25 protein-coding genes and 1 tRNA gene are annotated in these 25,412 nt (G+C 44.2%); 7 read left to right on the forward strand and 19 right to left on the reverse strand.

Translation table 11 applies throughout. From position 1 onward, the window contains the following. Window positions 1-52: 52 nt before the first annotated feature. The 8 genes from MAE_RS10635 to MAE_RS33775 all read right to left on the reverse strand — a co-directional run bounded on the left by MAE_RS10635 (window position 53) and on the right by MAE_RS33775 (window position 6,187). Window positions 53-562 carry a hypothetical protein gene (locus tag MAE_RS10635; RefSeq protein ID WP_002796683.1) on the reverse strand — a complete coding sequence of 170 codons (510 nt, stop codon included), beginning with the start codon at window positions 560-562 and terminating at the stop codon, window positions 53-55. Window positions 563-1,028: 466 nt separating this feature from the next. Next, complete coding sequence (locus MAE_RS10640) at window positions 1,029-1,286, reverse strand: type II toxin-antitoxin system HicB family antitoxin (protein WP_002771759.1); 258 nt, start codon at window positions 1,284-1,286, stop codon at window positions 1,029-1,031. Further along, window positions 1,283-1,477 carry a type II toxin-antitoxin system HicA family toxin gene (locus MAE_RS10645; RefSeq protein WP_012265576.1) on the reverse strand — a complete coding sequence of 65 codons (195 nt, stop codon included), beginning with the start codon at window positions 1,475-1,477 and terminating at the stop codon, window positions 1,283-1,285. The genes MAE_RS10640 and MAE_RS10645 overlap by 4 nt, the downstream gene beginning before the upstream one ends. A 303-nt stretch (window positions 1,478-1,780) precedes the next feature. Then, window positions 1,781-3,001, reverse strand: coding sequence for an efflux RND transporter periplasmic adaptor subunit (locus MAE_RS10650; protein WP_002796679.1), 1,221 nt, complete (start codon window positions 2,999-3,001; stop codon window positions 1,781-1,783). A gap of 43 nt (window positions 3,002-3,044) precedes the next feature. Beyond that, window positions 3,045-3,266: a DUF4327 family protein gene (locus MAE_RS10655; protein WP_002737463.1), complete on the reverse strand. Its 222-nt coding sequence runs from the start codon at window positions 3,264-3,266 to the stop codon at window positions 3,045-3,047. Window positions 3,267-3,434: 168 nt separating this feature from the next. Beyond that, entirely contained in the window at window positions 3,435-4,322 is an 888-nt protein-coding gene (gene argB / locus MAE_RS10660) for an acetylglutamate kinase (protein WP_012265577.1), read from the reverse strand. 79 nt (window positions 4,323-4,401) lie between these two features. Continuing rightward, window positions 4,402-5,625 carry a M20 metallopeptidase family protein gene (locus MAE_RS10665; RefSeq protein ID WP_012265578.1) on the reverse strand — a complete coding sequence of 408 codons (1,224 nt, stop codon included), beginning with the start codon at window positions 5,623-5,625 and terminating at the stop codon, window positions 4,402-4,404. Between the two features lie 82 nt (window positions 5,626-5,707). Next, window positions 5,708-6,187 (reverse strand): hypothetical protein, encoded by a 480-nt coding sequence (locus tag MAE_RS33775; RefSeq protein ID WP_162467772.1) that lies wholly within the window; start codon window positions 6,185-6,187, stop codon window positions 5,708-5,710. Between the two features lie 513 nt (window positions 6,188-6,700). On the opposite strand from MAE_RS33775, the gene MAE_RS10675 reads away from it, so the two are divergent. From MAE_RS10675 to MAE_RS10700, 6 genes are all read left to right on the forward strand, one after another. After that, window positions 6,701-7,219 (forward strand): phycocyanin subunit beta, encoded by a 519-nt coding sequence (locus MAE_RS10675; protein WP_002735500.1) that lies wholly within the window; start codon window positions 6,701-6,703, stop codon window positions 7,217-7,219. 66 nt (window positions 7,220-7,285) lie between these two features. Next, window positions 7,286-7,774: a phycocyanin subunit alpha gene (gene cpcA / locus MAE_RS10680; RefSeq protein WP_002736555.1), complete on the forward strand. Its 489-nt coding sequence runs from the start codon at window positions 7,286-7,288 to the stop codon at window positions 7,772-7,774. Window positions 7,775-7,893: 119 nt separating this feature from the next. Next, window positions 7,894-8,709 carry a phycobilisome linker polypeptide gene (locus MAE_RS10685; protein ID WP_002796676.1) on the forward strand — a complete coding sequence of 272 codons (816 nt, stop codon included), beginning with the start codon at window positions 7,894-7,896 and terminating at the stop codon, window positions 8,707-8,709. A 45-nt stretch (window positions 8,710-8,754) separates the two neighbouring features. After that, a complete protein-coding gene (locus MAE_RS10690; RefSeq protein ID WP_002796675.1) occupies window positions 8,755-9,633 on the forward strand; it encodes a phycobilisome linker polypeptide in 879 nt (292 codons plus the stop codon). A 137-nt stretch (window positions 9,634-9,770) separates the two neighbouring features. Next, window positions 9,771-11,447: a bifunctional 3,4-dihydroxy-2-butanone-4-phosphate synthase/GTP cyclohydrolase II gene (gene ribBA / locus MAE_RS10695; protein WP_012265580.1), complete on the forward strand. Its 1,677-nt coding sequence runs from the start codon at window positions 9,771-9,773 to the stop codon at window positions 11,445-11,447. Between the two features lie 107 nt (window positions 11,448-11,554). Continuing rightward, the gene (locus MAE_RS10700) at window positions 11,555-12,319 is read left to right on the forward strand and encodes a Uma2 family endonuclease (protein ID WP_012265581.1); all 765 of its coding nucleotides are present in this window, start codon (window positions 11,555-11,557) and stop codon (window positions 12,317-12,319) included. Between the two features lie 57 nt (window positions 12,320-12,376). On the opposite strand, the gene MAE_RS10705 is transcribed toward MAE_RS10700, so the two are convergent. The 4 genes from MAE_RS10705 to MAE_RS10720 form a co-directional block, all read right to left on the reverse strand. Continuing rightward, complete coding sequence (locus tag MAE_RS10705; RefSeq protein WP_012265582.1) at window positions 12,377-13,435, reverse strand: D-alanine--D-alanine ligase family protein; 1,059 nt, start codon at window positions 13,433-13,435, stop codon at window positions 12,377-12,379. A 232-nt stretch (window positions 13,436-13,667) separates the two neighbouring features. Then, window positions 13,668-14,669: a hypothetical protein gene (locus MAE_RS10710; protein ID WP_012265583.1), complete on the reverse strand. Its 1,002-nt coding sequence runs from the start codon at window positions 14,667-14,669 to the stop codon at window positions 13,668-13,670. Between the two features lie 2 nt (window positions 14,670-14,671). Continuing rightward, the gene (locus MAE_RS36040) at window positions 14,672-15,274 is read right to left on the reverse strand and encodes a J domain-containing protein (RefSeq protein WP_012265584.1); all 603 of its coding nucleotides are present in this window, start codon (window positions 15,272-15,274) and stop codon (window positions 14,672-14,674) included. A gap of 652 nt (window positions 15,275-15,926) precedes the next feature. Next, on the reverse strand, window positions 15,927-16,931 hold the full coding sequence (locus tag MAE_RS10720; RefSeq protein ID WP_012265587.1) for a helix-turn-helix domain-containing protein: 1,005 nt from the start codon (window positions 16,929-16,931) through the stop codon (window positions 15,927-15,929). Between the two features lie 201 nt (window positions 16,932-17,132). Between MAE_RS10720 and MAE_RS10725 the strand changes: the two genes are divergently transcribed. Continuing rightward, window positions 17,133-17,768, forward strand: coding sequence for a hypothetical protein (locus tag MAE_RS10725; protein WP_041804027.1), 636 nt, complete (start codon window positions 17,133-17,135; stop codon window positions 17,766-17,768). A 175-nt stretch (window positions 17,769-17,943) separates the two neighbouring features. On the opposite strand, the gene MAE_RS10730 is transcribed toward MAE_RS10725, so the two are convergent. From MAE_RS10730 to MAE_RS10760, 7 genes are all read right to left on the reverse strand, one after another. After that, window positions 17,944-18,129 (reverse strand): hypothetical protein, encoded by a 186-nt coding sequence (locus MAE_RS10730; RefSeq protein ID WP_002759041.1) that lies wholly within the window; start codon window positions 18,127-18,129, stop codon window positions 17,944-17,946. Window positions 18,130-18,704: 575 nt separating this feature from the next. Beyond that, window positions 18,705-20,627, reverse strand: a complete 1,923-nt coding sequence (locus tag MAE_RS10735) for a S9 family peptidase (protein WP_012265590.1) — start codon at window positions 20,625-20,627, stop codon at window positions 18,705-18,707. Window positions 20,628-20,758: 131 nt separating this feature from the next. Further along, window positions 20,759-20,832 (reverse strand) — tRNA-Pro (locus MAE_RS10740). A gap of 374 nt (window positions 20,833-21,206) precedes the next feature. Next, window positions 21,207-22,418, reverse strand: coding sequence for an FAD-dependent hydroxylase (locus MAE_RS10745; protein WP_012265591.1), 1,212 nt, complete (start codon window positions 22,416-22,418; stop codon window positions 21,207-21,209). A 485-nt stretch (window positions 22,419-22,903) separates the two neighbouring features. Continuing rightward, on the reverse strand, window positions 22,904-24,037 hold the full coding sequence (locus tag MAE_RS10750; RefSeq protein ID WP_148204741.1) for a tetratricopeptide repeat protein: 1,134 nt from the start codon (window positions 24,035-24,037) through the stop codon (window positions 22,904-22,906). Next, the gene (locus MAE_RS36400) at window positions 24,007-24,444 is read right to left on the reverse strand and encodes a tetratricopeptide repeat protein (RefSeq protein WP_080507086.1); all 438 of its coding nucleotides are present in this window, start codon (window positions 24,442-24,444) and stop codon (window positions 24,007-24,009) included. Before MAE_RS36400 ends, MAE_RS10750 begins: the two co-directional genes overlap by 31 nt. A 219-nt stretch (window positions 24,445-24,663) precedes the next feature. Continuing rightward, window positions 24,664-25,392, reverse strand: a complete 729-nt coding sequence (locus MAE_RS10760) for a tetratricopeptide repeat protein (protein WP_041804031.1) — start codon at window positions 25,390-25,392, stop codon at window positions 24,664-24,666. Window positions 25,393-25,412: the final 20 nt, after the last annotated feature.

A 25,412-nucleotide genomic window follows, 5' to 3' on the forward strand; every position in this document is an offset into this window, starting at 1 on the left:
AAAAATTCTTAGGAAAAAATCAAATGCTCCATAACTTATTCCTAATAACCGTTCACTGTTCTAGGGCGTATCCTTGCAGATTTTCGGGGTTAAATTGACGGAGGATAAGAGTCGCTTGATTTTTCAAGTTTTCGGAACCCTGCACGACAATAATATATTTTCCGGCACCGAGACGATTGCGATAGGGAAGTGCATCGCCACTGCCGGACGATAAACCCACGCCACCACCGACGAAAATACTGCCCATCGCCCCCCCAATCGCCCCAGCAATGCCGCCAACAATATGATTGCCCGGTTCTCCGGCCCAATCAAAGGTATGCAATCCCGTAATCAGGTTAAAAAGGTAGCCACCGGCAAAACCGAAGGGAATTAGCCAAAAAGCCATGAGAGTAGCCCGTTTTTTGGCCTGTTGGAAGGGATCGATCAAACCGAACTCATCGGCACTTTTATAGCCGCGACCGAGAATGGTCACTTGAGATTGGGGAATTCCCGCTTTTTCGAGGGCAACGGCAGCTTCTTCTGCTTCTATGCGATCAGCTAACACGGCAATGAGATAATTCATATTCTCCAACTTTTCAGGCTATCTTCATCTCCTATTGTAAGGATTTTCGGGACTGAAAAGCCGCTCGATCGAGAAAATATGCAAGGGGATGGCAAGAAATTACTTTATTTTGGTTATTTCTGGCAATAATTGACCCTAAAGATCAAGGGAGATGGTTATCATCTTTAAGGACATTTTTGGCGCCAAAAAGAACCCCCCCATTTTGGCTCAACCTAGAAGGACAGCCACAATCACTACTATAGACCAATTAAGTGGGTGGGTGGAATTAAATATAAGATGAACGTAGGTTGGGTTGAAGCATGAAACCCAACGCCTGCTCATGTTACGCTACCGCTAACCCATCCTACAAATAATTGTGCCTCCCTACTTAGACCTGTGCGAAAATTAAATTTGTGAGAAAAAAGAGCAAGACAACCCGTGCGATTGCCCTGTCAATCGTAGCTGATCAGGTCGCCCTTGTTCTTCGTCAGTGAAACCCCAGCAGTTTTTGGGTAGTCGGCAAGAACCCTCCTGCAGCGACTCCAACCAATCCGACTTTAGTTGTGGGTTCTGGAATGGTTTCCCCGCGTTCTTGCAAAACTTCAAGGTAAAGTTCAATCGCTTCTTTAATATTTTCCTGAACCTCTTCAAAGGTATCTCCAATACTCACGCAACCGGGCAAGTCGGGAACCATTGCTCCCCAGTTTGTTTCGCCTTGTTCGTAAATGACGGCATACTCTTTCATCGTTTATCCTCCAATTGAGCTTGTTTCCAAATCGATGCTAATGTTCCTTTCGGTATGTCGTCCCCAGACTTGCCAGGAACAACCACGATTCCTGGCTTTGTTTCATGGGCAAGGATACGATGGCTCCCGCGCATTCGGATCTGATACCAACCATCAGCTTCTAATCGTTTGAGTACATCACGAACTTTCAATCATCCCCTCCCTTGTCTCCGCCCATCGGGTACTTGATTGTAGATTATCAAGGGTATTGTGGCTACTTATAATAATGAGACAATTTATCAAATTTTCGGTTCGAGAAATGAGCGAACGGTGAGTCACTAACCGACCTATAGCGGTTCTCGCATCTGTGCGGCACACTTAAACCTTTGCTGATTAAGCTGTTCAGGATCGGGAATGTACCTCTTGTGAATCAGAAACGCTATATCTCAAACCTAACAGCATCAAAACTTTGATCCCTGGGGCGATGGGATCAAAGCTGCCTGCCCCTGGTTTACTCAAGGATTACTTAGGATACTGACCCGGACTTTTTCACCATTTTGCAAAGGTTTACTACTATTAACGACGAAACGCTCCCCCGGTTCGAGTCCAGTGATAATTTCTACTTGACCGTCAAGCGCTTGACCGAGACGAACGGGACGTTTTTCCACTTGCGAGTTAGACTCGGAAAGGACGAAAATTGCCGAGGATTCCCCTTGACTGACAATTGCTGTTTCGGGAACAATCACCTGAGGGGCAGAATTATTATTAAACCGTACCCGGGCCAATAATCCCCCTTTGATTAAACCATCCCCATTGGGTAGAGCAATCTCCACGGGAATCCGCCGGGCCGTGCCTTGGCTGAGGGGAAAAATCCTGGTGATGCGACCGGAAAAATTTCTCTCACCGAAAGCATCAAGGCTGACATTAACCTTTTGTCCTAAATTAATCGTTTTTAAATCCAATTCCGATAATAATACTACCACCTTGACCTGTTGAAAATCGCCAATTTTGAGGACTTCATCGCCGATACTGACTAAATCCCCCGGCTCTTTCAGTTTTTCGATCACTATCCCCGTCGCTGGTGATTTAAGAATAGCGTAGGCCTGACGTTGTTGTTCCTGAGCGATGACCGATTTTTGGGCGGCAATTCTCCCGATAATTGCCGCCACTACCTGCTCCTCGACTTTAATTCTCGATCTGGCGCTATTAACGGCTTTTAAAGCCACTGCCGCCGCAGTTTGGGCTGTTTCACCCTGTTGTAGGGGAATCGCCCCTTCTAGGGCTAATTTTTGCAGGCGCTCGCCATCATTTTTGGCCTGTTGGTATTGTAGTTGTAGGCGCTCCACTTCAATTTCAGCGTTACTGACTTCAATTCTCGCCCGGGCTAATTCCGCTTCTAGGGCCGACAGGGCGGATTTTTCTTGCCGGACAACGGTGGCAAGGAGACGATCATCAACATGAGCGAGGATTTGTCCTAATTGCACCTCATCTCCCACATCGACGACGAGATTAAGTAACTGACCGGTGGCTTGCGATCGCAGAGAAACCACTTTCAAAGGTCGGGTAGTTCCCGTGTAATCAAGATTGCGTCCGATGGTTGCCAGTTTAGCGGTGGTGACGTTGACGGTAGTAGTACGGGCCGCTGGTGGCGGTGGTTGGGTTTCGGTCCTGGGAGAACAACTCGCGCTTAAGGATAAGATAACCAGAGCGGAAAGGATAATCGGAGTCGATCCCATGGCGATAATCTTGGTAGAAAGCTGCTTTTGAGTCGATGGTCGCTTATTCTTCGTCCCAAGCTTCTACCGCTACCACTTCGCTGAGAGGGTCTTGCATGGAGAAACCGAAATCGAGCAACTCCTGCTTCCAGTATGCCCACTCATCTCCGTATAAAAGAGCCAGTTTCCAGATACTATCGCTAGGTTTGACTACTTTTGCATCTATCCACTTGCTAGCCTTGCGTTGAAACTTCACCATCGGGTGAGCTACAGCTTGTTTGGTCATAAATTCAATTGCTATGAATACTTCGGATTTTGCGCTTCCCGACTAAACTAACTCAAGACTAAGACTTTTGCCATTACAAAGGAGCGAGAAGCGCGTTTATTAACTTACTTTTACACCATATCTGTGGTTTTGGGCAAGTCTTTTTAACCAAAAGTACGGTAATTACTACTATAGATTAGTATAACCGGAGGCCACAATCATGGAACCGATGCCTCGATCGGTGAAAATTTCCAGTAAAAGGGCGTGGGGAAGACGACCATCGATAATATGAGCGGCCTGAACTCCCTGGGCTAGCGATCGCACGCAGCAGCCAACTTTGGGAATCATCCCGCCGGCAACGATGCCTTTTTGAATCAACTCCCGGGCCTGTTGGATATCTAATTTAGCCAATAAAGTGGAAGGATCCTTGTAATTCTGTAAAATTCCGGCTGTATCGGTCATCAAAATCAGTTTAGCTGCCCCTAAAGCCGCCGCTATTTCTCCGGCTACCGTATCGGCATTGATATTATGAGCTTGGCCGGTTTCATCGGCGGCCACACTGGAAATCACGGGAATATAGCCACTATTGACCAAGGATTCGACGACGCTAGTATCGACACTGCTGACTTCTCCAACAAAACCAATGCCCTCTTTACCCACGGGACGAGCAGTGATCAGATTGCCATCCTTACCGCATAATCCTACCGCTTTACCGCCGGCTTGATTGATCAGGGCAACAATTTCTTTATTGACGCGTCCCACCAGCACCATTTCTACCACATCCATGGTGTCGGCATCGGTGACGCGTAAACCGTCTTTAAATTGGGGTTCAATGCCTAATTTATCCAGCCAACTATTGATTTCTGGACCGCCGCCGTGGACAATAACGGGACGAACCCCCACACAGGAGAGAAAAACGATATCTCGCATGACCGTGTCTTTGATATCGCTGTTATTCATGGCCGCACCACCGTATTTAACCACTACGGTACGACCGCGAAATTCTTGTATATAGGGTAGGGCCTCGCTGAGGATTTTCACCCGTTGGGCATCGTTTTGCTGGATATTATTATTCATGGGTTTTTTTACTCGTCTGATTCAGTGACCAGTTTAGCGGTTTCGGGTTTGACAAAAACTGTTCACCTTGAACGGATTTCTAGAAAGTCCTAGAGTTGCAGAATTTTTCGACGCAACGGACAAAAATCTCGACTCCCATCGCTAACACCGATTCATCAAAATCAAAGCGGGGATGATGGTGGGGATAGGCTAATCCTAATTCGGGATTGGCAGACCCCAAGAAGAAATAACAGCCCGGTACTTCCTGTAAAAAGAATGACATATCTTCCCCTCCCATGGTTTGACATTCGGGAACGATTCCGGCCGGGGTTTCCACCACTTGTGCGGCGATTGAGCGCACTAATTCCGCCATCTGATCATGATTGATTACCGGGGGATACAATTGCCAGTAATCGAATTGATAACTAGCCCCCTGACTTTGGCAGATGCCCGCGATAATTTCTTCCATCCGTTGTCGGAAATAGCCCCCTAACTGGGGATTGAAATAGCGCACCGTCCCACTGAGATTAGCACTATCGGCGATCACGTTTCTAGCGGTTCCCGCCGCTAATTTGCCCACAGTCACCACGGCAGCATCGAGGGGGTTAAGGTTGCGGGCGACGATGGTTTGCAAGGCGTTGACGATTTGGGCCGCCACCAGTAGTGAATCGACGGTTTGATGGGGAATTGCCCCGTGGCCGCCCCGGCCTTGAATCTGGAGATCGAAACATTCCACCGCCGCCATTAAGGGACCATTTTTCACGCCCACTGTCCCTAAAGGCAGATTATTCCAGAGATGCAGCCCGATAATTCCGTCCACGTCGGGATTTTTCAGCACTCCCGCTTCGATCATCGGTTTCGCCCCCCCTGGCCCCTCTTCGGCGGGTTGGAAAATAATTTTTACTGTCCCCTTGACATCGTGACGGTTTTGTGCTATGTAAACTGCCGTGCCGAGGGCGATCGCTGTGTGGCCATCGTGACCACAGGCGTGCATTTGGCCCGGATGTTGGGAACGATAGGGGACTTGGTTTTCTTCGGCGATCGGTAGTGCATCCATATCGGCCCGCAGGGCTAAAACCGGCCCCGGTTGACTGCCTTCGATGGTGGCGACAATTCCGGTGCCGGCGATGCCGGTTTGATGCTCAATTCCGTATTTAGTCAGGGTTTGACTGATTAAGGAGGCGGTGAGATGTTCTTGAAAGCCTAGTTCTGGTTTTTGGTGTATTTGTCGGCGCCAGTGGACTAATTGCGGCTGCAGGCAACGAATGGCAAGGCGAATTTGAGGGCAATTTAAGCTATTAGGAACGGGAAAGGAGGAAATCATCGGGTTCGGACGGCTAGATTTTTTGAGCACCGATTTCTAGTTTAACGTCAGGAGGCAGGAGTCGGTCGTCGGTCGTCGGTCGTCAGGAGACAGGATTCAGGAGATTGCCTTTATTTATTCTCCCTTCTCCCCACACCCCACACCCCACACCCCACACCCCACACCCCACACCCCACACCCCACACCCCACACCCCACACCCCACACCCCACACCCCACACCCCACACCCCACACCCCACACCCCACACCCCACACCCCACACCCCACACCCCACACCCCACACCCCACACCCCACACCCCACACCCCACACCCCACACCCCACACCCCACACCCCACACCCCACACCCCACACCCCACACCCCACACCCCACACCCCACACCCCACACCCCACACCCCACACCCCACACCCCACACCCCACACCCCACACCCCACACCCCACACCCCACACCCCACACCCCACACCCCACACCCCACACCCCACACCCCACACCCCACACCCCACACCCCACACCCCACACCCCACACCCCACACCCCACTCCCCACACCCCACTCCCCCACTCCCCCACTCCCTTCTTTACAAAACTTCATCGTAATTGGAGGGCTGGAAAGGGCAATCCTTGGGCAATAGGGGAAGGGAAAGCGGGGAAATATTAAAAAAAACTTAAAATTTTTATCTTGCTGCCCTTTATACCCTTAAAGCCTTGCTGTCTCTGATTTCCCGACGGTGAGAGGCTTTGAGCCATGGTCAGGAATTGATGACCAACTCGATCGAGTCATTGTTAAGTGACCGTTACAAAAAGACAGCAAAAAACTTAATAATATGTAACAAACAAAGTTTCGACAGCAGTGTATAAATTTAACTTGAGGGGCCAAGATAACAGACAAAAGTTAAGCTGGATACTTGTTTAACCTCCTTAGGTGATTTATGAGAGAGCAGTGAAGTTTTTTCAGGTTTCTTAAAGTAAATCGCAACAATCACGGTCAAGGCTCGTCCAGACTCACCGTGAAATCCCTTAAGAGGGAAAATTTTAATTGCAAGCAAATCCCATTTAAATTTAGGAGATTGTCACAATGTTTGACGCATTCACCCGGGTAGTATCCCAAGCTGATGCTCGCGGCGAATATTTAAGCTCTTCCCAACTAGACGCTCTGAGCGCCATGGTTGCCGACAGCAACAAACGGATGGACTCTGTTAACCGGATCACCAGTAACGCTTCCACCATCGTTGCCAACGCCGCTCGTAGCCTGTTCGCTGAACAGCCCCAACTGATCACCCCCGGTGGTAATGCCTACACCAGCCGTCGTATGGCCGCTTGCTTACGCGACATGGAAATCATCTTGCGTTATGTTACCTACGCTACCTTCTCTGGCGACGGCAGTGTTCTCGATGATCGTTGCTTAAATGGTCTGCGCGAAACCTATGTAGCTTTAGGAGTACCAGGAGCTTCCGTAGCTGCTGGCGTAAGCAAAATGAAAGAAGCGGCTTTATCCATTGCTAACGATCGCAACGGTATCACCCCCGGCGATTGCAGTGCTTTAATGTCTGAAATTGCCAGCTACTTCGACCGCGCCGCCGCTGCTGTCGCCTAGTCCCTGGGGCTAGTCTCAATTAAACCGTAGGAAACTTATTGCAAGATTATTGGGAGATACCAAACAATGAAAACCCCCCTTACCGAAGCCGTAGCAGCCGCTGATTCTCAAGGTCGTTTCTTAAGCAGCACCGAAATCCAAACTGCTTTCGGTCGTTTTCGTCAAGCTTCTGCTGGACTCAGCGCCGCTAAAGTGTTGACCGAAAAAGCCAATTCTTTGATCTCTGGCGCTGCTCAAGCTGTGTACAACAAGTACCCCTACACCACCCAAATGCAAGGGGCTAACTTTGCGGCGGACCAACGCGGTAAAGAAAAATGCGCTCGTGACATCGGTTACTACCTCCGCATGGTGACCTACTGCTTAGTTGCTGGTGGAACCGGTCCGATGGACGAGTACCTCATCGCTGGTATCGACGAAATCAACCGCACCTTCGACCTGTCTCCTAGCTGGTACATCGAAGCTCTCAAATATATCAAAGCCAACCATGGTTTAAGTGGCGACCCTGCGGTAGAAGCCAACTCCTATATCGACTACGCTATCAACGCTCTCAGCTAGTCCGATCGAAAAAACTGCTGGTCTGGAAAGACAGGAGGTTGTTAGCAAAAGGGTTAGCAATCACCTGTTCTTCCAGACCTTGTTATATCCATTAAAGGTTAGTTTCAGGAGGATCGACGATGACTAGCTTGATAGCGGCCCAAAGACTGGGATTTGAACCCTACAACGGTTCCCCCCGCTTGGAATTACGCTCCACCGACAGTGATGAACAGGTAGAAGTGGTGATCCGCGGGGCCTATCGACAGATCTTGGGCAACGAGCATCTGATGTCCAGCGAGCGCCTGATCAGCCTAGAATCCCTCTTACGCAATCGTTCCATTAGCGTCAGGGATTTTGTTCGGGCGATCGCTCAATCAGAACTATATCGGCAGAAATTTTTCCACAGCAATCCCCAAAATCGCTTTATCGAGTTGAATTATAAACACCTGCTCGGTCGCGCTCCCTACGATCAAGCCGAGATCGCTGTCCATAGCGATCTCTACAATCAACAGGGTTACGAAGCAGAAATTAATTCCTATTTCGATTCCCCCGAATACAACCAACATTTCGGTGAGAACATTGTCCCCTACTATCGCGGTTTCGCTACCCAGACGGGTCAGAAAACCGTCGGTTTTAGTCGGCTGTTCCAAGTCTATCGCGGTTATGCGACCAGCGATCGGGCGCCGTTAAAAGAGGGAAAACTGACCAGGGAACTAGCCTATAACAGTGCTTCCCCCGTTTATATTAACGGAACTGGTCAATCCTTAACCGGATTAGCTGGGGGCGATCGGGGCAAATTCTATCGCTTGCGCGTGGTGAGTGGCGCAAAAGCGGGACGACAAACCCGTGTGCGTCGCAGTGTGAGCGAGTATCTCGTTGCCTACGAGCAACTATCGAACAAATTGCAAGAAATCAACCGTCAAGGCGGCCAGGTAATCGAACTGATCCTCGCCTAGCTTTGAGCGGTCAGAAAATGATCATTTTTTTGTAGGAGAACTTTAGTGGCAATTACTACCTCAGCTTCCCGTTTAGGGACAACCGCTTTTAGCGAAGTTGCTCCCGTGGAATTACGTCCCGATTGGTCCCGTGACGACGCACAGGCGGTTATTCGCGCCGTCTATCGTCAGGTGCTAGGCAATGACTATATCATGCGTTCCGAGCGCCTTACCAGTGCCGAATCCTTACTCTGCAATGGTTCGATCACCGCGCGGGAATTCGTCCGCGCCGTGGCCAAATCGGAACTGTATAAGAACAAATTCTTCTACGGTAACTTCCAAACCCGCGTCATCGAACTTAATATCAAACATCTTTTAGGTCGCGCTCCCTACGATGAGTCGGAAGTGGTCTATCACCTCGATCTCTACGAAAACAAAGGATTCGAGGCCGATATCGACTCCTACATCGATTCCGCCGAATATACCGAAAACTTCGGTGATAGCATCGTTCCCTACTATCGCGGTTTTGCCAGCCAACCCGGTCAAAAAACCGTGGGATTTACGCGGATGTTCCAACTCTATCGCGGTTATGCCAACAGCGATCGCTCTCAGATTGCCGGCAAAACCTCCCGTTTAGCGGTGGAATTAGCTCAAAACGGTGCTTCGGCAGTAGTCGGTCCGTCCGGTGGCAGCGATGGTTGGGCCTATCGTCCCTCTGCTCAACGCAACACCCCCAGTAAAGCTCTTGGTGGTAGTGTGGCCTATGGTGATGTGGGTAAGCTCTATCGCGTGGAAATTGCCGCCATCAGCAAACCGGGTTATCCCAGTGTCCGTCGCAGTAGCAAAGCGGTTATCGTCCCCTTTGAACAGTTAAATAACACCCTGCAACAGATCAACCGTCTCGGTGGCAAAGTTGCCAGCATCACCCCCGCTAGTTTGAACTAATTTTCTAGCTTAAGATAGCTAAAAGTCTCCCGGGCAGCCGTCAGGTTCACCGGGAGACTTTTTTCTAGGGAACTGGCAGAAATTGACCCTCAGCAGATCGGGCAAACCTGTAGAATGAAAATAATTCCCTCGTTTTAATGCCTGTGACTGTCACTTCGATCGCTTTTGACTCTATCGATACTGCCTTAGCGGAAATCAAAGCCGGACGTGCCATTGTCGTAGTTGATGATGAGAATCGCGAAAATGAAGGAGATCTAATCTGTGCAGCCCAATTTGCCACCCCCGATCTGATTAACTTCATGGCAGTGCAAGCTCGCGGTTTAATCTGTCTGGCAATGACGGGAGAGCGTCTTGATGCTCTCGAATTACCCTTGATGGTGACAAAAAACACCGATAGCAATCAAACCGCTTTTACCGTTAGCATCGATGCCGCTCCCCATTTAGGGGTTAAAACTGGCATTTCGGCAGAAGATCGGGCGAAAACCGTGCAAGTTGCCATTAATCCGGTCACTCGTCCCGACGATCTCACCCGTCCCGGTCATGTCTTCCCGATTCGTGCTAAAGCCGGTGGGGTCTTAAAACGTGCCGGTCATACGGAGGCGGCCGTGGATCTAGCTCGGTTAGCCGGGTTGTATCCGGCGGGAGTTATCTGTGAGATCCAAAATCCCGATGGTTCCATGGCCCGTTTACCGCAACTATTTGAATACGCTCGTCAACATAATCTCAGGTTAATTAGCATTGCCGATCTGATCGGTTATCGCTTAAAACACGATCGCTTTGTCCATCGGGAAACGGTCTGTAATTTTCCCAGTCAATTCGGTACTTTTCAGCTTTATGCCTACCGAAATTTATTAGATCAAACCGAACACATCGCTATTGTGAAAGGCGATCCCGCTCTCTTTGGCGATCGCCCTGTAATGGTACGAATGCACTCGGAATGTCTGACCGGGGATGCTTTGGGATCCTTGCGTTGCGATTGTCGGCAACAGTTACAAGCTGCCCTAAAAATGATTGAAAACAACGGTTTAGGGGTGGTGGTTTACCTGCGACAGGAAGGACGGGGAATTGGCTTAATTAATAAGCTAAAAGCCTATTCTTTACAGGATATGGGACTAGATACGGTGGAAGCCAACGAAAGGTTAGGATTTCCCGCCGATTTGCGCGATTACGGCATGGGAGCGCAAATGCTCAACGATTTGGGGGTGAGAAATATTCGTTTAATTACCAATAATCCCCGTAAAATTGCCGGATTAAAAGGCTATGGTTTGGAAATAGTCGAGCGAGTACCTTTGCTGATCGAGGCTAATGATTATAATTCCAATTATCTGGCCACAAAAGCGGAAAAGTTAGGACATCTATTCCTACAAACCTATCTAGTCACCATCGCTCTCAGTTGGGGGGAAAATCCGCCGTCAATTTCGCAAAGATATCATCAATTAGAGAAATTACGGCAGTTAAGTCGCGCTAATCAATTATCTCTCCAAGAAGAAACCCGACCGGTAGCCAATGCCCTTTTTGATCGCGCCCCTTTGATCGTACATTTAGGTTTAGATATTCGTCAGGGTGTCAGCAGTAATTGGTATAAAAATCCTTCCCATCCTTATCTTCTGGTTATTGACAAGATATTAAATGACATTAAAGATTGGTCGGAAATTGAACGCTTAGAATTTTTAATTTCCGACGGAGACGATTCGATGACGGGATTACAAATGAAACTCGATCGTCAAAAAATGTCCGATGAAGATTTCTCACAATTACCACAATTAGCTACCCAAATTATCTACAGTTTTACTCGTGATTCAGCCAAAAATTAGTTTTCTATGACCATACTGTTGCCTCTTGCCTCATCTCAACAAGCAATTTAAATATTTAACAGCTTAACAGTTATAATTAAATAAAGCTAGTGTAACGGGGAAAAACCATGACAACTCTCGACATTTTACCGGAAGTTACCTGTCCCCCCACCGATTTATGGAGTGATGAACCACCTTTGGAAAGTGATCTACATCTGCAACAAATTACAATTCTGATCGGTTGTTTGGAAAGGTTATGGCAAGAGAAAAACGATTACTACGCTTCCGGTAATCTGACTATCTACTATAACGAAGAACAACTGAAAAAGCGCGATTTCTGTGGTCCTGATTTTTTTGTGGTTTTAGATACGGAAAAACGTCCCCGCAAAAGTTGGGTAGTCTGGGGAGAAGGGGGTAAATATCCCAATGTAATCGTGGAGATTCTTTCCGATTCTACGGCCAATATTGACCGCACTAAAAAGAAAATTCTCTATCAAAATACCTTTCGCACTCCTAATTATTTTTGGTTTGATCCTAATACCTTAGAATTGCAAGGATTTAGATTAATTGCGGGACAATATCAGGCTATTGCTGCTAATGAAAACGGCTATTTATGGAGTGAACAATTAGAACTCTATTTAGGCATTTTTGACCGTAAACTGCGTTATTTTACCACCGATGGTCAATTGGTTCCCACTCCCCAAGAAGCTGAATTAGAGCAAAGACAAGCAAAGGAACAGATTCTTTTAGAAAGGGAACAGATTCTTTTAGAAAGGGAACAGGAACGACAAGCGAAGGAACAGGCTATCCTCGAAAAAGAACAAGCTATCTTGGAAAGGGAAAGATTAGCCCAAAAATTACGAGAATTGGGCATTGATCCTGAAACTATCTAATTGATCAATATCTCTAAGCTAGGTAATTCCTATCCTAGAAATGGTGGTAATTTAACCTTATTTTTCCTGTCTTTCTAAAGCTAATTGTACTAACTTATCGACCAATTTATCAAACTCTAAACCGGTGGCTTTCCAGAGTTGGGGATACATACTAAAATTAGTAAACCCCGGCAGAGTATTAATTTCATTGATCAACACTTCCCCAGTATTTTCTACATAGAAAAAATCCACCCGCGACAATCCCGCAGCATCCACAGCTTTAAATGCTTCTACAGCCATTTCTCGCACTTGATTAGCAATTTTATCAGGAATATTAGCGGGAATCACCATACTCGATCGCCCGTCAGTATATTTAGTTTCATAGTCATAAAAATCACTATCAAAAGTAATTTCTCCCACCAAAGAAGCTTGGGGATTATCATTACCTAAAACCGCACATTCGATTTCTCTTGCGGTTACTCCTGCTTCAACAATAATCCGTCGATCATAACTAGCAGCACTATCTAAAGCAGCCTCTAATTCTTGCCGGTTGCGTGCTTTACTAATACCCACCGAAGAACCTAAATTAGCCGGTTTAATAAAACAGGGATAACCTATTTCCTCGGCGATTTGATCGCACAATTGCGGAAAAACACAGGGATTTGACCACACTTGCGAGCGGGTTATAGCCTTATACTTAACTTGGGGTAATCCAGCGGCTGCAAAAGCAGTTTTCATGGCAATTTTATCCATTCCCAAGCATGAACCCAGGACCCCACTACCCACAAAAGCAACCCGCATGAGAGTGAGTAATCCTTGTAAAGTGCCATCTTCCCCATTCGGTCCGTGGAGAATTGGAAACCAAACCTCCATTTCCCTCACTTCTGGGGGAAATTGCCAGATATTGACTTTTATATTACTCTCAATAGCTAGGGGTTGCCCAGAGGTTAAAATTTGTCTAGCAGTTGCTGCCGAATGCCAACAGCCATTTTTATCGATATAGAAGGGGATAACGGCGTATTTGTCAAGATTTTCGGGATAATTAAAAGCTTGCAGGATCGATCGAGCCGAATTGATAGATACCTCGTGTTCTCCCGATCGACCACCAAACAACAATCCTACCTTGATCTTATCCATATTATCCTCTCTAGACCCAGCTAGATCCTAAATTAGAGTTCAACTATCATATATACTATGGGCGGAGTTTACAATAGTTGCCAATGATTTAGATGCAGCTGTTCCTCGTCAGATCGAGGTTTTGGCAAAACCTCAAGATAAATTAATTATCGCTCATGATGAGATGTGGTCGTTCTTTCCCTAAAAAAATGGATAATCACTTTGGAGCTATTCACCCCCCGAAATTGAATGATTATTTAGCTAATTTTTCCAGTTTTTTCTTAGTTTTCTGAAGTTTTAAGGCTAAATTACCATGATGTTCGGGATAGTAAACGTGCAAGAATTCGATAAAATCCTCGATGGTACAAGGTTGATGAAATCCCCCTAAATTACCGTGGAATTCTTGGTGAATTTCTTCTTTAATAGTCACCAAATTCAGATCTAATGTCGCTAGATGGGGATATTTTTGGACAGAGTAAAGATGATGGACAGCGAGATTAAATCTATTATTTCTATCCGGTTTTTGCCCTGTCACCTGACAAGTGTTTTTATCTCTAGTTTTAGCTCGTTTTTTAGCCTTTTCAATCTCGATTTTTTGTTTGGTATCGTCATCTAGATGTTCCTGAATTTCTTTAAAGGCAAGAGGAAACTCCATTGCAATCATTTTACACATTTCTTGGCGCGATTTATTCGTCAAAGTTTCACTCATGGATTTAGAAATCATCACTATTCCACTTTCAGAGAACCAAAACTCTCTTTTTTCATCTTCGTAAAAATCTACTCCTAATTCTAGAGGTTTATCAGTTCTTTGCTGAAGATGATTCACGGTTTTATTTAGCTTGGTTCCATTAGTTTTTAAAATTCGCCGCAAACTCTGTTTATGAATCATAGGCCGTCCTTTATAAACTTGAATTTCGCCGGAGTCAGTGAGTTCAGCAAAAATTAATTTTCGTGCTAAGGAGCGACGAATTTTTTGATCGTGCTTAGTAAAAAATTCTCTAAATCTGTATATAATTCCTCGCTTTTCATTCTTCTCGATATAGGAAGCAATTTTTAAAGCACCTTCAAAAGAAAACACTCTAACTTTATCTTTTTTATTGACAAATTGATAATCGACACCTTCAACTAAATCCCAATCATCATTAGGATCAGCATCAAAAATATCAACAATTTTTTCTAGTTTTTCAAGAGTAATAGAAAACCATTGAGCTAATTCGGTATCCCGGATCAGGAAGGTATTTGCTTTCTGAGGCATGATTATTTTATCTCCGTGGTGATAGATTTATACATCACAGTCAAACGATCAAAGATGTGAGAGTTTCCTGTTTCTTGGTTATCGGGATGATAGATCTTAGAAAGACGATAATAGGCATTTTTAATGTCTTCCTTGCTGGCAGTATTTGGATCAAGATCGAAAACACGATAGGGACGAAAATATTTAAAAATATTGATACCGTTGATACAATCTTTCCCCTGTTCGTAATCTTCTTCGGGAAGAATACCGATATATTTCCTGTAGATAACCTCCCAACTTTCTCGCTGAGATAAATTGATGTTATCAAAGGCTCTAGTAGCCATTTGAAACATACTCGATTTTTTTAGTTCTGTGGTATTGTTAACCTCAAAATAGGCATAAACTGCCTGTTTAAGTTGCGTTAGAGTTAAAGGTTTAACTTTTGAGCTTGTGGTGGTGGTGGCTGTAGTTTTTGATTTAGTTAACGATGGTTTGGGAGACTTTTTACGGTGGTTTTTGATGACAAAATCGGCAAAATCTTCGAGAATACGACTTTCGATCGAGTATTGCTCACAGATATGACTAATCTGCTCTAAAATGAGCGAGTTAAGAGGATTAGTGGTCATAATTTCCCTAAGAAGCTGCAAAAAATCTAGCCTTTCTTATCAAGATGAAGTGTAGGCTAATTTGGTATGAACGACCGACGACTGACTCCCGAAAACTTCCTATCCTAAATTAATACCACAGCAGTGGCCACTTTATCAAGTGGTTAATCATAAAAAAAATTGCTGGCATATTATAGATTTAAGTCAATAAATGGGCAGCCGTGGCTCTTCTAGGTTCTGTGTGATCAGTTTAACTTACTATAGAAGCGATCAATCTTTGTGTCCTCTGTGTCTGGAGTGGTTCCTTCCACTCCCTCCCCAGCAGGACTGTATCTTAGAATACATTTTACCCACCAAACCGAAGAGAGCTGCAGCCGTTTAGCTAGGCAGTCATTCTAAAGATAAGATTCCCAAGAGCGATGGTAAAGTTGAGACTAGAATTGAGGAGACAGTCGGGAAATTTTTACCTAATCAAGAAAAGATGGCTCTCTGAGTCTTTGGGTGAAAAATGTTCACCACGTCACATTATGCACGGAAGCTTTCATAGGTGGCAACTTAAGCAAGAAGCTTAATTATCAAGAGTAGCTGATCATCCAAGGGGAAGGACGTAAAAAATGGTAAAATAAGGCAGATAAATCTAACAATAATCCTAATTCCTACACCTACTATTTTTTTAGGTTTTAGAGGGGAAGTAACCAAACAGTTTTTTATAATCAGAGGCCAGATATCCTCGGTGAAAAAAACCTAATTCTTCAGCAATTTCATAAATTAATTTTGTCTGATTATTTTGGTTAAGAGATTGATGTAGAGCATTAAGACGAAGCAATTTAAAATAATTGTAAGGAGACATTTGATAGAAGTCTTTAAATATATATTCTAAGGTGCGTTGACTTACTTTTAAGTCTTGACAAATCGCTGGAATAGTAAGATCAGAACGCAGATTTTTTCTCATCATTTCTTCTGCTTTTTTGAGAATAGAGGTGCGTCTGATAGTGTTTTTAGGAGTTTTAATATCTTTGGTTACTGCTAAAGTCAAAAGAAAATCTTTGACAATTTCTTCTTTTAATTTTTGCTTGACAAAATTTAATCTTAATGCTTTTCTTTGCCCAGATATTTGTTGACGATCTAAATTAAATAGCATTTGATAAAGTTGATGACAAGATTGTTGGAGATGACGAATTTTTTCCGATGGGCAAATCACAATAGAAGAAGCGGAAGAATTTAAAAACTTTTTCGCTTCTGGTAGCTCTAAAGTTTGGCACAATTGTTGCAGATAATTATCATGAACGTAAAGCTGAAAACGATTGGAAAAAGGATGTTGAAAAACGGAAATTTCTGATTTAGGGGGGATAATCCCCAGATAGTTATTTTCTAATGGATACAAATTTTGGAAGAAGACAGAATTCACCTGAACAGGAATCGCAAAAACCCACATTTTAGAATGGATTACTCCCGCAACATTCGTTAAACAATTACGTTGCGATAATTCTAACATCACTTCATCGATGATGATCCTTGAAAGATACCCTTCAAAATGATCACCACTGAGTTGTAAAGCATCTACGTTGAGAAATTCTCGATTCTGAAAATAGCGAGAAAAGTCACAAACATATTCACTTTTAAAGGTTAATTCCTGAGAATTAATTAAAATATTGGTTTTATTGTCAAAAATAAACATCTATATATAACTATTTGGTTATTGAGTAAAGTTAAAATTTTTTTGCCCATCAATTTAAAAACTTGCGTTTTTTGGATCATCTTAGCATAGAAGACTGAGTAGTATGAGTTAAAGCAGAGTTGGTTTGTTAATTTTGTCCATCAGTGTAATTCCAGCTAAATCTCTCACTTTTTTCCGTTATCAATTACTAAGGAGATTTCGATGGCTAAACAATATATGCCACTTGAAGATTGCTCTGGGTCTGCGGTATTGGGTGGAGAAATTCCGCAATTACGTCCCCCAGCATTTTCTGATCACCCACAATATACCACATTTAGCTATACCTATCATCCAGGGGGATCAGAAATTTCCGAAGCTGTTGCCCCTAATATTAGCACTCGTTTCTATGCCATCGAAGCAACTATTGATTTCTCCAACGCTAAAGGGGACTTACAAGGTGTTCTGATGGCGCACGGCGGATGTTTTGGTGGACATAGTTTCTACATCTATCAGGGAAAACTATGTTATGTCTATAACTGGTTAGGACAACAACAGAAGATCACTTGTGATCTTCCTCGTCTTAGTAGCGAGGTGACACTCAAAGTTGAATTTGCCAAACCAAAGATAATCGCCCCTTCCGATGAAAAGTTGGGTAACAGCACAATAGATAAGATGAAACTGTATATTAATAACATCGAACAAAATGTCGATATTATAAGAACTTTATCAAATCATACTCCTAACTTCCTAACTCAATATAAACACGAGATTCCTTACGAGTTTCAAGGTGCGAAGCTGCAAAGAATTATCGTTACCATTACCAATGATATTATACTAAATCCCTTGAGTAAAGGCTAGTTATGAGGAGAGGCAAAAGGCAACCCCCCCGACGTCGGGGGGTTGATTCATAGTAGGGTTGATTCATGAATCAACCCTACCTTGATCCCCCCTTAATACTAGGGCGTTGACAATCCCCGCACTAAAGCGACGGGGATTCTTGGTTCAAAGAGATTACTTGCGTAAAATCGGTCAACTAGAAATGACGGGAAACGATTTTTTCGATGGTTGCTTGGGTATCCTGCAGCAGTTTCTCGCGACTATCGCTAGTATTAGTCAGACTAGGCACGAGATTACGAGCTTGTAAAGCCATGTGAAGCTGTAGTTGAGCTACATACTCGCGGATATCTTCACGGGTTTCCGATTGGTTAGGATGAAACATAGAGAAACTGGAAGGGTCTGTCTAGCTGATGGTGTCTTGTCGATAACTCCTATACAAGTTATCACGAGAGCTTAGGTTCCAGTCAAGGGTCGGCCGCAACTCTACACATTTCTCAACACAACTTATCTCTCTTTCATCAATCTAAGAGAGTTAAAATGAGAAGAAAAGCCTGAAACCGAGACAGAGACTATGGTTAAGCCTAGACCCGCCCAACGGTCAAATCTGTAGATATTTAGGGTTTGCGGCAAAAAGTTTTTCGGTGGGGGCAGGGTGTGGGGTGTGGGGTGTGGGGTGTAGGGTTTTACCGATTTTCATCTGCTCAATTACCTAATTTTCAGGGAAAAAGTACCTGAATTTTCCCCCCGCTCACTCCCACGGCCGGTACTTTTGGATTGACAAAAAGTCTAAAAGTCTTATCCAGCAAGGTTTTTAGATTTATTCAGCAAGTCCTAACTATAACAATCTAGAAAATATAATTACTTGTGCAACAATGGTAATTCGCCTCAGACAGTGATGCAATTCAGACTTGAATTGGCCTCAGCGCCTCTCGAACCTAGGAAATTAATTTGGCATGATTACTTAATTTCTACGGGTTCTAAATTATCAGCAGGAGTAAAACCAAAGAGACGGGAATAAAAATAAAATTCTGCATCTAATGCTCGTTTTATCGATTCAGCTTGACGAAATCCGTGTTGTTCTCCCGCAAAGGGAACGTAAGCGACGGGTAAACCTTTTGCTTTTAAAGCTTGTACCATCATTTCCGCTTGATTGGGTGGAACCACTCGGTCTTCTAAACCTTGGAAAAAGATCACTGGACAGGATAACTGAGCGGTAAAATGAATAGGCGATCGCTGATAGTAAATTTCCTTTTCTTGAGGATAAAGTCCCACCAATTTATCTAAATATCTCGACTCGAATTTATGGGTATCGTTGGCTAAAACCTCTAAATCACTAACTCCGTAATAACTAGCTCCTGCTTTAAAAGTATCATGAAAAGTTAAGGCCGCTAAAGTTGTATAACCACCGGCGCTGCCTCCAGAAATTGCCAATCTTTCCCCATCGACTAATCCCTGATTAACCAAATATTTTGCCCCGTTGATGCAGTCTTCCACATCGACAATTCCCCAATTTCCCTGCAAACGCTGACGATATTGACGACCATAACCCGTACTACCGCCATAATTGACATCTAGATAGCCAAAGCCGCGACTGGTCCAGTATTGCACCCGCAGACTTAAACTAGAGGTGGCCGCAGCCGTCGGTCCACCGTGACTTTTGACTAAAAGGGGCGGTAATTCGCCATTGGGGGCGGTATAATCGGGGTTTTTGGGGGGATAATACCAAGCATAGGCCGTTAGTCCCTTACTGGTGGGAAAAGCGAGCATTTCCGGAATCGAGAAATAATCGCTAGAAATAGTTAAATTACTGGAAGATTTGAGAATTTCTCTCGTTCCTGTGGCTAAATCCATTGAGACAACCGCCGTTACTTCCCTGAAAGAACCGCCAATAAAAACTATTTTGTTATCGCTAACTTGTAGGGAAGAAATGTTAGTATCAGCAGTGATAATTTCTTGGAATTCTCGATTAACAGTATCGATACTTCCTAAATACCAACGACCATTTTTTGTATAGCTACAAATAATCTGGGATTCCCCAGCAAAGCCGTAGTTAGATAAACCAAAAACCCAATGAGGGTAGGCAAATTCAGCATCAATTGGTTCGATAACTGGTTCGATTTGTTCATCGTGTTTAAAGCAATAAAAGTTCCAGAAATCATTGCGATCGCTGGTAAAATATAACTGTTGATCGGCGGACCAGCGCGGTTCACATACTGACTCATTTTCACCACCAGCAATGACCCGAATATTACTCAAATAAAGATGATTAATATCGGCCACCCAGAGAAAAGAACTATCCCAGGGCATATTAGGATGATTCCAACTAATCCAAGCTAATCGAGAACCGTCGGCACTCAAGCGAGGAGAGGTATAAAAATCATCGCCTGATACTAAAGTTTCTATGTTTCCTGTATCCACATCGATGCTGACAATACTATTAACTGGTTCTCGATCTTTTTGGCTATGATCTTCACAAACACAGATTAAACGATTGCGAAATTCATCGAGAATTAAATCCGCATAACGACAGGAATTTTCTGGGGTCAGAGGTTGGGGTAAACTATCGGCAGTTTGGCGATAAATTCTTTGGTCAGCAAAATTACAAAAATAGATAATTCCGGCAACAATTAGATAGGAACCTCCCCCGTATTCATGGACACGAGTTCGCACATTAAAAGGTGCTGGGGTGATGTCTGTGGTTGTGCCGTCGGGGTTTAATTTAACTAAAACATTTCGCCCCTTTTCCTGTGGTCTGCCTTCTAACCAATAAATATCTTCTCCATCTACAGTTACACCACCAAGACTAATCGATTCTGCCACAATTAGATCGGAGGTAATCGGTGATTTCCAGGAACCGTAAGCTGATACTTGATAAGACATTTTCTACTAAAGCAGTGATCTTAATGGTGAACTAACTTGATCAGAAACGCTGATAAATTAAGAAAATTCCGAGTAAACAGAACAAAGTAGGGATTGGCCGCATCCCTACCTGACTCTCTGTTTTTCTGCAATCGGAGCGGCGGGATTCGAACCCACGACCCCTACTACCCCAAAGTAGTGCGCTACCAAGCTGCGCTACGCCCCGATATTGAACCTTAACTATCATAGCGATAATCGCAGCATTTTGCAAGCTTTTTTTTCTTCCTTTCTCCCCCATCCCCGGAATTAGCGGCCAGCTATCTAGCTAGGGTTTGCGGCAAAAAGTTGTTCGTGGGGACAGGGTGTGGGGTGTGGGGTGTGGGGTGTGGGGTGTGGGGTGTAGGGTGTAGAGTTTTACCAGTTTTGAGGACGTTCGGCGAAGCTCAGTCGAGTGGACGGTGAGCTTGTCGAACCGCCGTGGCCAATTACCTAATTTTCAGGGAAAAAGTGCCTAAATTTCCCCCCGATCACTCCCATATCTGGTACTTTTTGATTGACAAAAAGTCTAAAGGTCTTACCCAATAAGGTTTTTAGATTTATTCAGCAAGTCCTAGCTAATTGGGGAATACGTCCTTTTAATCCCGTCATTAATTGCAGGGCAAACAATTTCAACGGGGGGAAACCGCGCATAATTGCCAATCCGAGACGACGGATGACAACGATAGGTGGCCAGTTATTGGAGAACAGGCGATCTAGAAAATCTGTGAAGCCTAAAATCGCTAAATTCTCCGATCTACGCCATTTTTCGTAGGATTTTAGGGTAGAAAGCGCTCCTATATCTTCTTGCTTTTCTACTGCTTCCTTTAATACCTGCGCTAAAGCGGCTGCGTCGCGAATGCCTAAATTTAAACCTTGACCACCGACGGGATGACAACAGTGAGCGGCATCACCAATTAAAGCCAGTCGTGGTTTAACATAGGTATCGCTCTGCATTAACTGTACGGGAAAGAGAGTGCGGGGGCTAACTAATGCTATTTTTCCCAGTAATCCCCCCGTATATGCCTCTAATTTCTTGATAAATTCCGCTTCGGGCATTTCTTGCAGTTTTTTCGCTTCCCCATGGGGATTTGTCCAAACGATCTGACAGCGATTACCCTGGAGCGGTAAAATGCCCATCGGACCGGTGGGCCAAAATCTTTCAAAGGCGGTATCGTTGCGATCGAGTTGATGTTTAATGGTGAAAGCGACACAGGATTGCCAATATTTCCAACCTTTGGTTTGAATTTGCGCCCCTTGCCGGATAGCGGATCTGGCTCCATCGGCCCCGATGACTAATTTTGTGGTGATTTTTCGGGTTTGACCGGCTTCTTCCAGGGTGACAGTGGCTGTTTCTGCTCCGTACTCCACTTCTAACACTTTGGCAGGGGATAACCAGTCAATGCGATCGCAATCTTGGCTGGCATTGTGCAGGGCGGTTAAAATCACTTGATGTTCGCCCACATAGCCCAAATAATCGGTTTTTAGCTCATCGACCACAAAGGGGACAAAAATCGGAAAATCGGCATCAGAAAGGCGAATATGACGAAATTTACCGATACTGGGCGAGATTTTATCCCAGATACCCAAGCCTGTAAAAATCCGGCTGGACATCAGCGAGAGGGCATAAGCTTGACGACGGGAGGCGGCCACCTCTAGGGGACGTTCCTCGATCATAGCGATATTTAATCCTGTATTTTTTAAGGCCACCGCTAGGGTGGTTCCGACTATGCCGCCCCCGACAATGATTAAATCGTAGCTGTCCCGTCCTAACATATAAATATTTTTCTCAAAGATAATCAGTGACTACACTGATCTATTCTGACACGATTTTCGGGGTTGCTGTCGGGTTTGATTGTCTTCACCCCACCTAGCCATTGATCGACTTGAAAGGGTTTTGTCCGTTGCCGAGAGTTTCGGGTTATCGCTCTTCCTGGACTTCTGGAAGGGTGATAACAAGCGGCTAAGTAGCTGGTTATAATTAAATTAAAAATGGATTTTAGGTTCGATCCCCCCCTGCCCCCCTTAATAAGGGGGGTGCCGATCCCCCCTGCCCCCCTTGATAAGGGGGGTGCCGATAGGCGGGGGGATCCCCCTTAATAAGGGAGTCATCTGATAATTTTTAACGCCTACCTACTTACAAGCTCTGTTAGCTGATGCTCCTGGGGTGCCAGTCTTCTTGGATACCCCGACTTGGGGCGACAACCCGAGAAGTTGGCTCAAGACAAAACCCGCAACAGCTAGACTACTCTTTTTTTAACTTAAGGCAAGCTTTCTATTAATTGAATCACAAAGTTAGCCCTTGCAGAATCGCCTAAAGCTAGATAACCTTCTCTAGCTTTACTATACCAAATCTTGGCTTGATTATTATCTCCTAAAGCGGCATAAACTTCTCCTAAACCAAATTGAGCCAAGGTTTTTTCTTCTAATTGTTCTGGTATCTGAGCTAATTTTATCGCCTTCAGATAATGATTGGTAGCTAGATTAGCTAGGCCAATTTGCCAGTACAAGTCAGCTAAGTTTCTCTCGATAATGGCTGAATTTTGACCCTGTTTGATGGTAGTTTCTAGAATAGTGATCGCTTCACTGGTAAGATGATAAGTTGCTAGGGATTTGGAGGATAAAACATAGTTATTAAAAGTTGAAGTCGGTAGGGTATAAGTTCCATAAAAATCGGCTAATATTAATGCTTTAGTTTGCTTATTTATATTTAATTGTTCTATTTTATTAACTTCGGCCTGTATAGTTGCAACTTCTGAGGAATGTAACCTGATGAATTCTATTTTAGAAGCTTTATCTTGCTCGGAAGACTGTCCCCCATCGGTTTGAATTGTCACAGAATAAGGAATACCAGGCTGAAAAACTGGTGTTCCGGGATAGGAAATTTGGGTTTGAGAAACTTGCTTTTCCCAGATAATCCCCTGTGAATCCATAACTTTTATTGTGTAATATCTCGTTCGGGAAACTTCATTCCAGCGCAAAATGGGGGTATCTGTCAGTATCAGGGTGTGACGGGGTGAAATGAGATAGGGAATGAGTGCATTTGTTCCCCCTAAAGAACCCGGGGGTGGGGGATTTTTGGCTTTTAACGCTTCCCAGATGGGGCAAATTGTCTTTAGTCCAGAGGGTACACCTGAACTAACTGGGCGTTGTTGTAAATCGGGACATAATACTGTCACCCTAACACCCTGAAGAGGAAAAATTTGATCGCCTTTGTTTAATTCTGTATTAATAGAAACGGGTTTAAATTCAGTCCAATTTTGTCTTTTTAGCTTGACGATACCAGTTGTTGATTCAATTCTAGCAGGCAAGGCTATCCCTTTAGCACTTTCTAAAAATAGGGTCAGCATTCCTGTGGTTAATCCTAATAGGATGAGTTGGGTTTTGGTGAGCATTTTTGTTTCTCCCGGTTTGCTAGACATTGTTGTGCTTGTATTCTCCAGCTATCTTCGTCAGGATTTAAGCTGTTAGTGTATTGATTACAGGTTTCCCATTCTTTTAAGGCCTCTGTTTGGTTATTTTGGGCTTCTCTTACCTGCGCTAGTAAACAATGAGGGGCAGCACTATTTTTATCTAATTTAATCGCTTCTGATAAAGCTGTTTCTGCCCCTGGAATATCTCCTTGTTTTAGCCTTGCCCAACCTAAATTTTTCCAGATAGCAAATTGGGTTTCTTGATCTAATTTTGCCTCAGATTGGGCTTTAAGTAAGAGGTGAACAGCAGCAGGATAATTTTTATTGAGAATATGTAATCGAGCTAGATTATTAATAGCGGTAGTGTTACCCCCTTGTATAGCTAATATATATTCTTTTCTAGCTGAAGCAAAATCCTGTAATTCTTCGTAGAGTAATCCTAAGTTAAAATGGCTCTTCGGTAATTGTTATGCAATGGACGGGGGTTATAAGGGATGGAACCCTTATATAGAAAGGCGTTTAGCGATTTTTGTCAATTGTTTTTGATCTAAAGCGAACTCATCAATTAAGTCTTTTGCCAGATAAGGATTTAGTCAATTTATGCCCCCCTATCGAACCATACCAAGTAACGAAGAGCCGTTAAAATGTGCCTCAGCGTCATCTGGATTTAAAGACAAAGCTCGTTGATAATCTTCTTCTGCACTGCTCAAATCTCCCTTTTCATAATGACTCCAACCCCAATGATTATACCAGGTGGCTACAGTTGGTAAAGAGAGTCTTAATCCCCAAATACTCAGCATTAATAAAAAAGATAAACCAGCGCCAATTTCCTGCCAGTATTGTTCTTGAATCCCAAAGCGTGTCAGTAAGTTTTTTCCAGTTTCTTGTCCAGTTTTAGTTAAGATTCCTCCTGCGGCAAGTAAGGTTAATATACTTTGAAAACTGACTAAAACACCTCCCAAAATATCGCTTCCCCCTGAAAGAAACCGCGAGCCAATTTCACCAATTAATCCTAAAGAAATTGTCAAGAAAGTAACAGAAGCTCCATTTGCCAATAAATCGTATTTATGCCAAGGAGAATCAATTTTAGGGACTTCAAGTAGCCACCACCAATTTTTAGTATCGGGATTAAAATTGGGACGTAATTGGGCGATTGTTGGGGCGATTGTGGCTTGTTTTTTCCTAAGAATGTTGTCTAATTCTTGGAGAATATTTAGGATATTATCAGTAATTAAATAGATTTCTGTTAGCTTAGTTTGAATGCGATCGCGGGCTAGTAAAATATTAAGAATTTCGGCTTCTGTTGGTGTAGTATGCTCTTGGAGAATGGCGATCAAATCTTGATATAGTCATTTCA

Source organism: Microcystis aeruginosa NIES-843 (assembly GCF_000010625.1).
Taxonomy (GTDB): domain Bacteria; phylum Cyanobacteriota; class Cyanobacteriia; order Cyanobacteriales; family Microcystaceae; genus Microcystis; species Microcystis aeruginosa.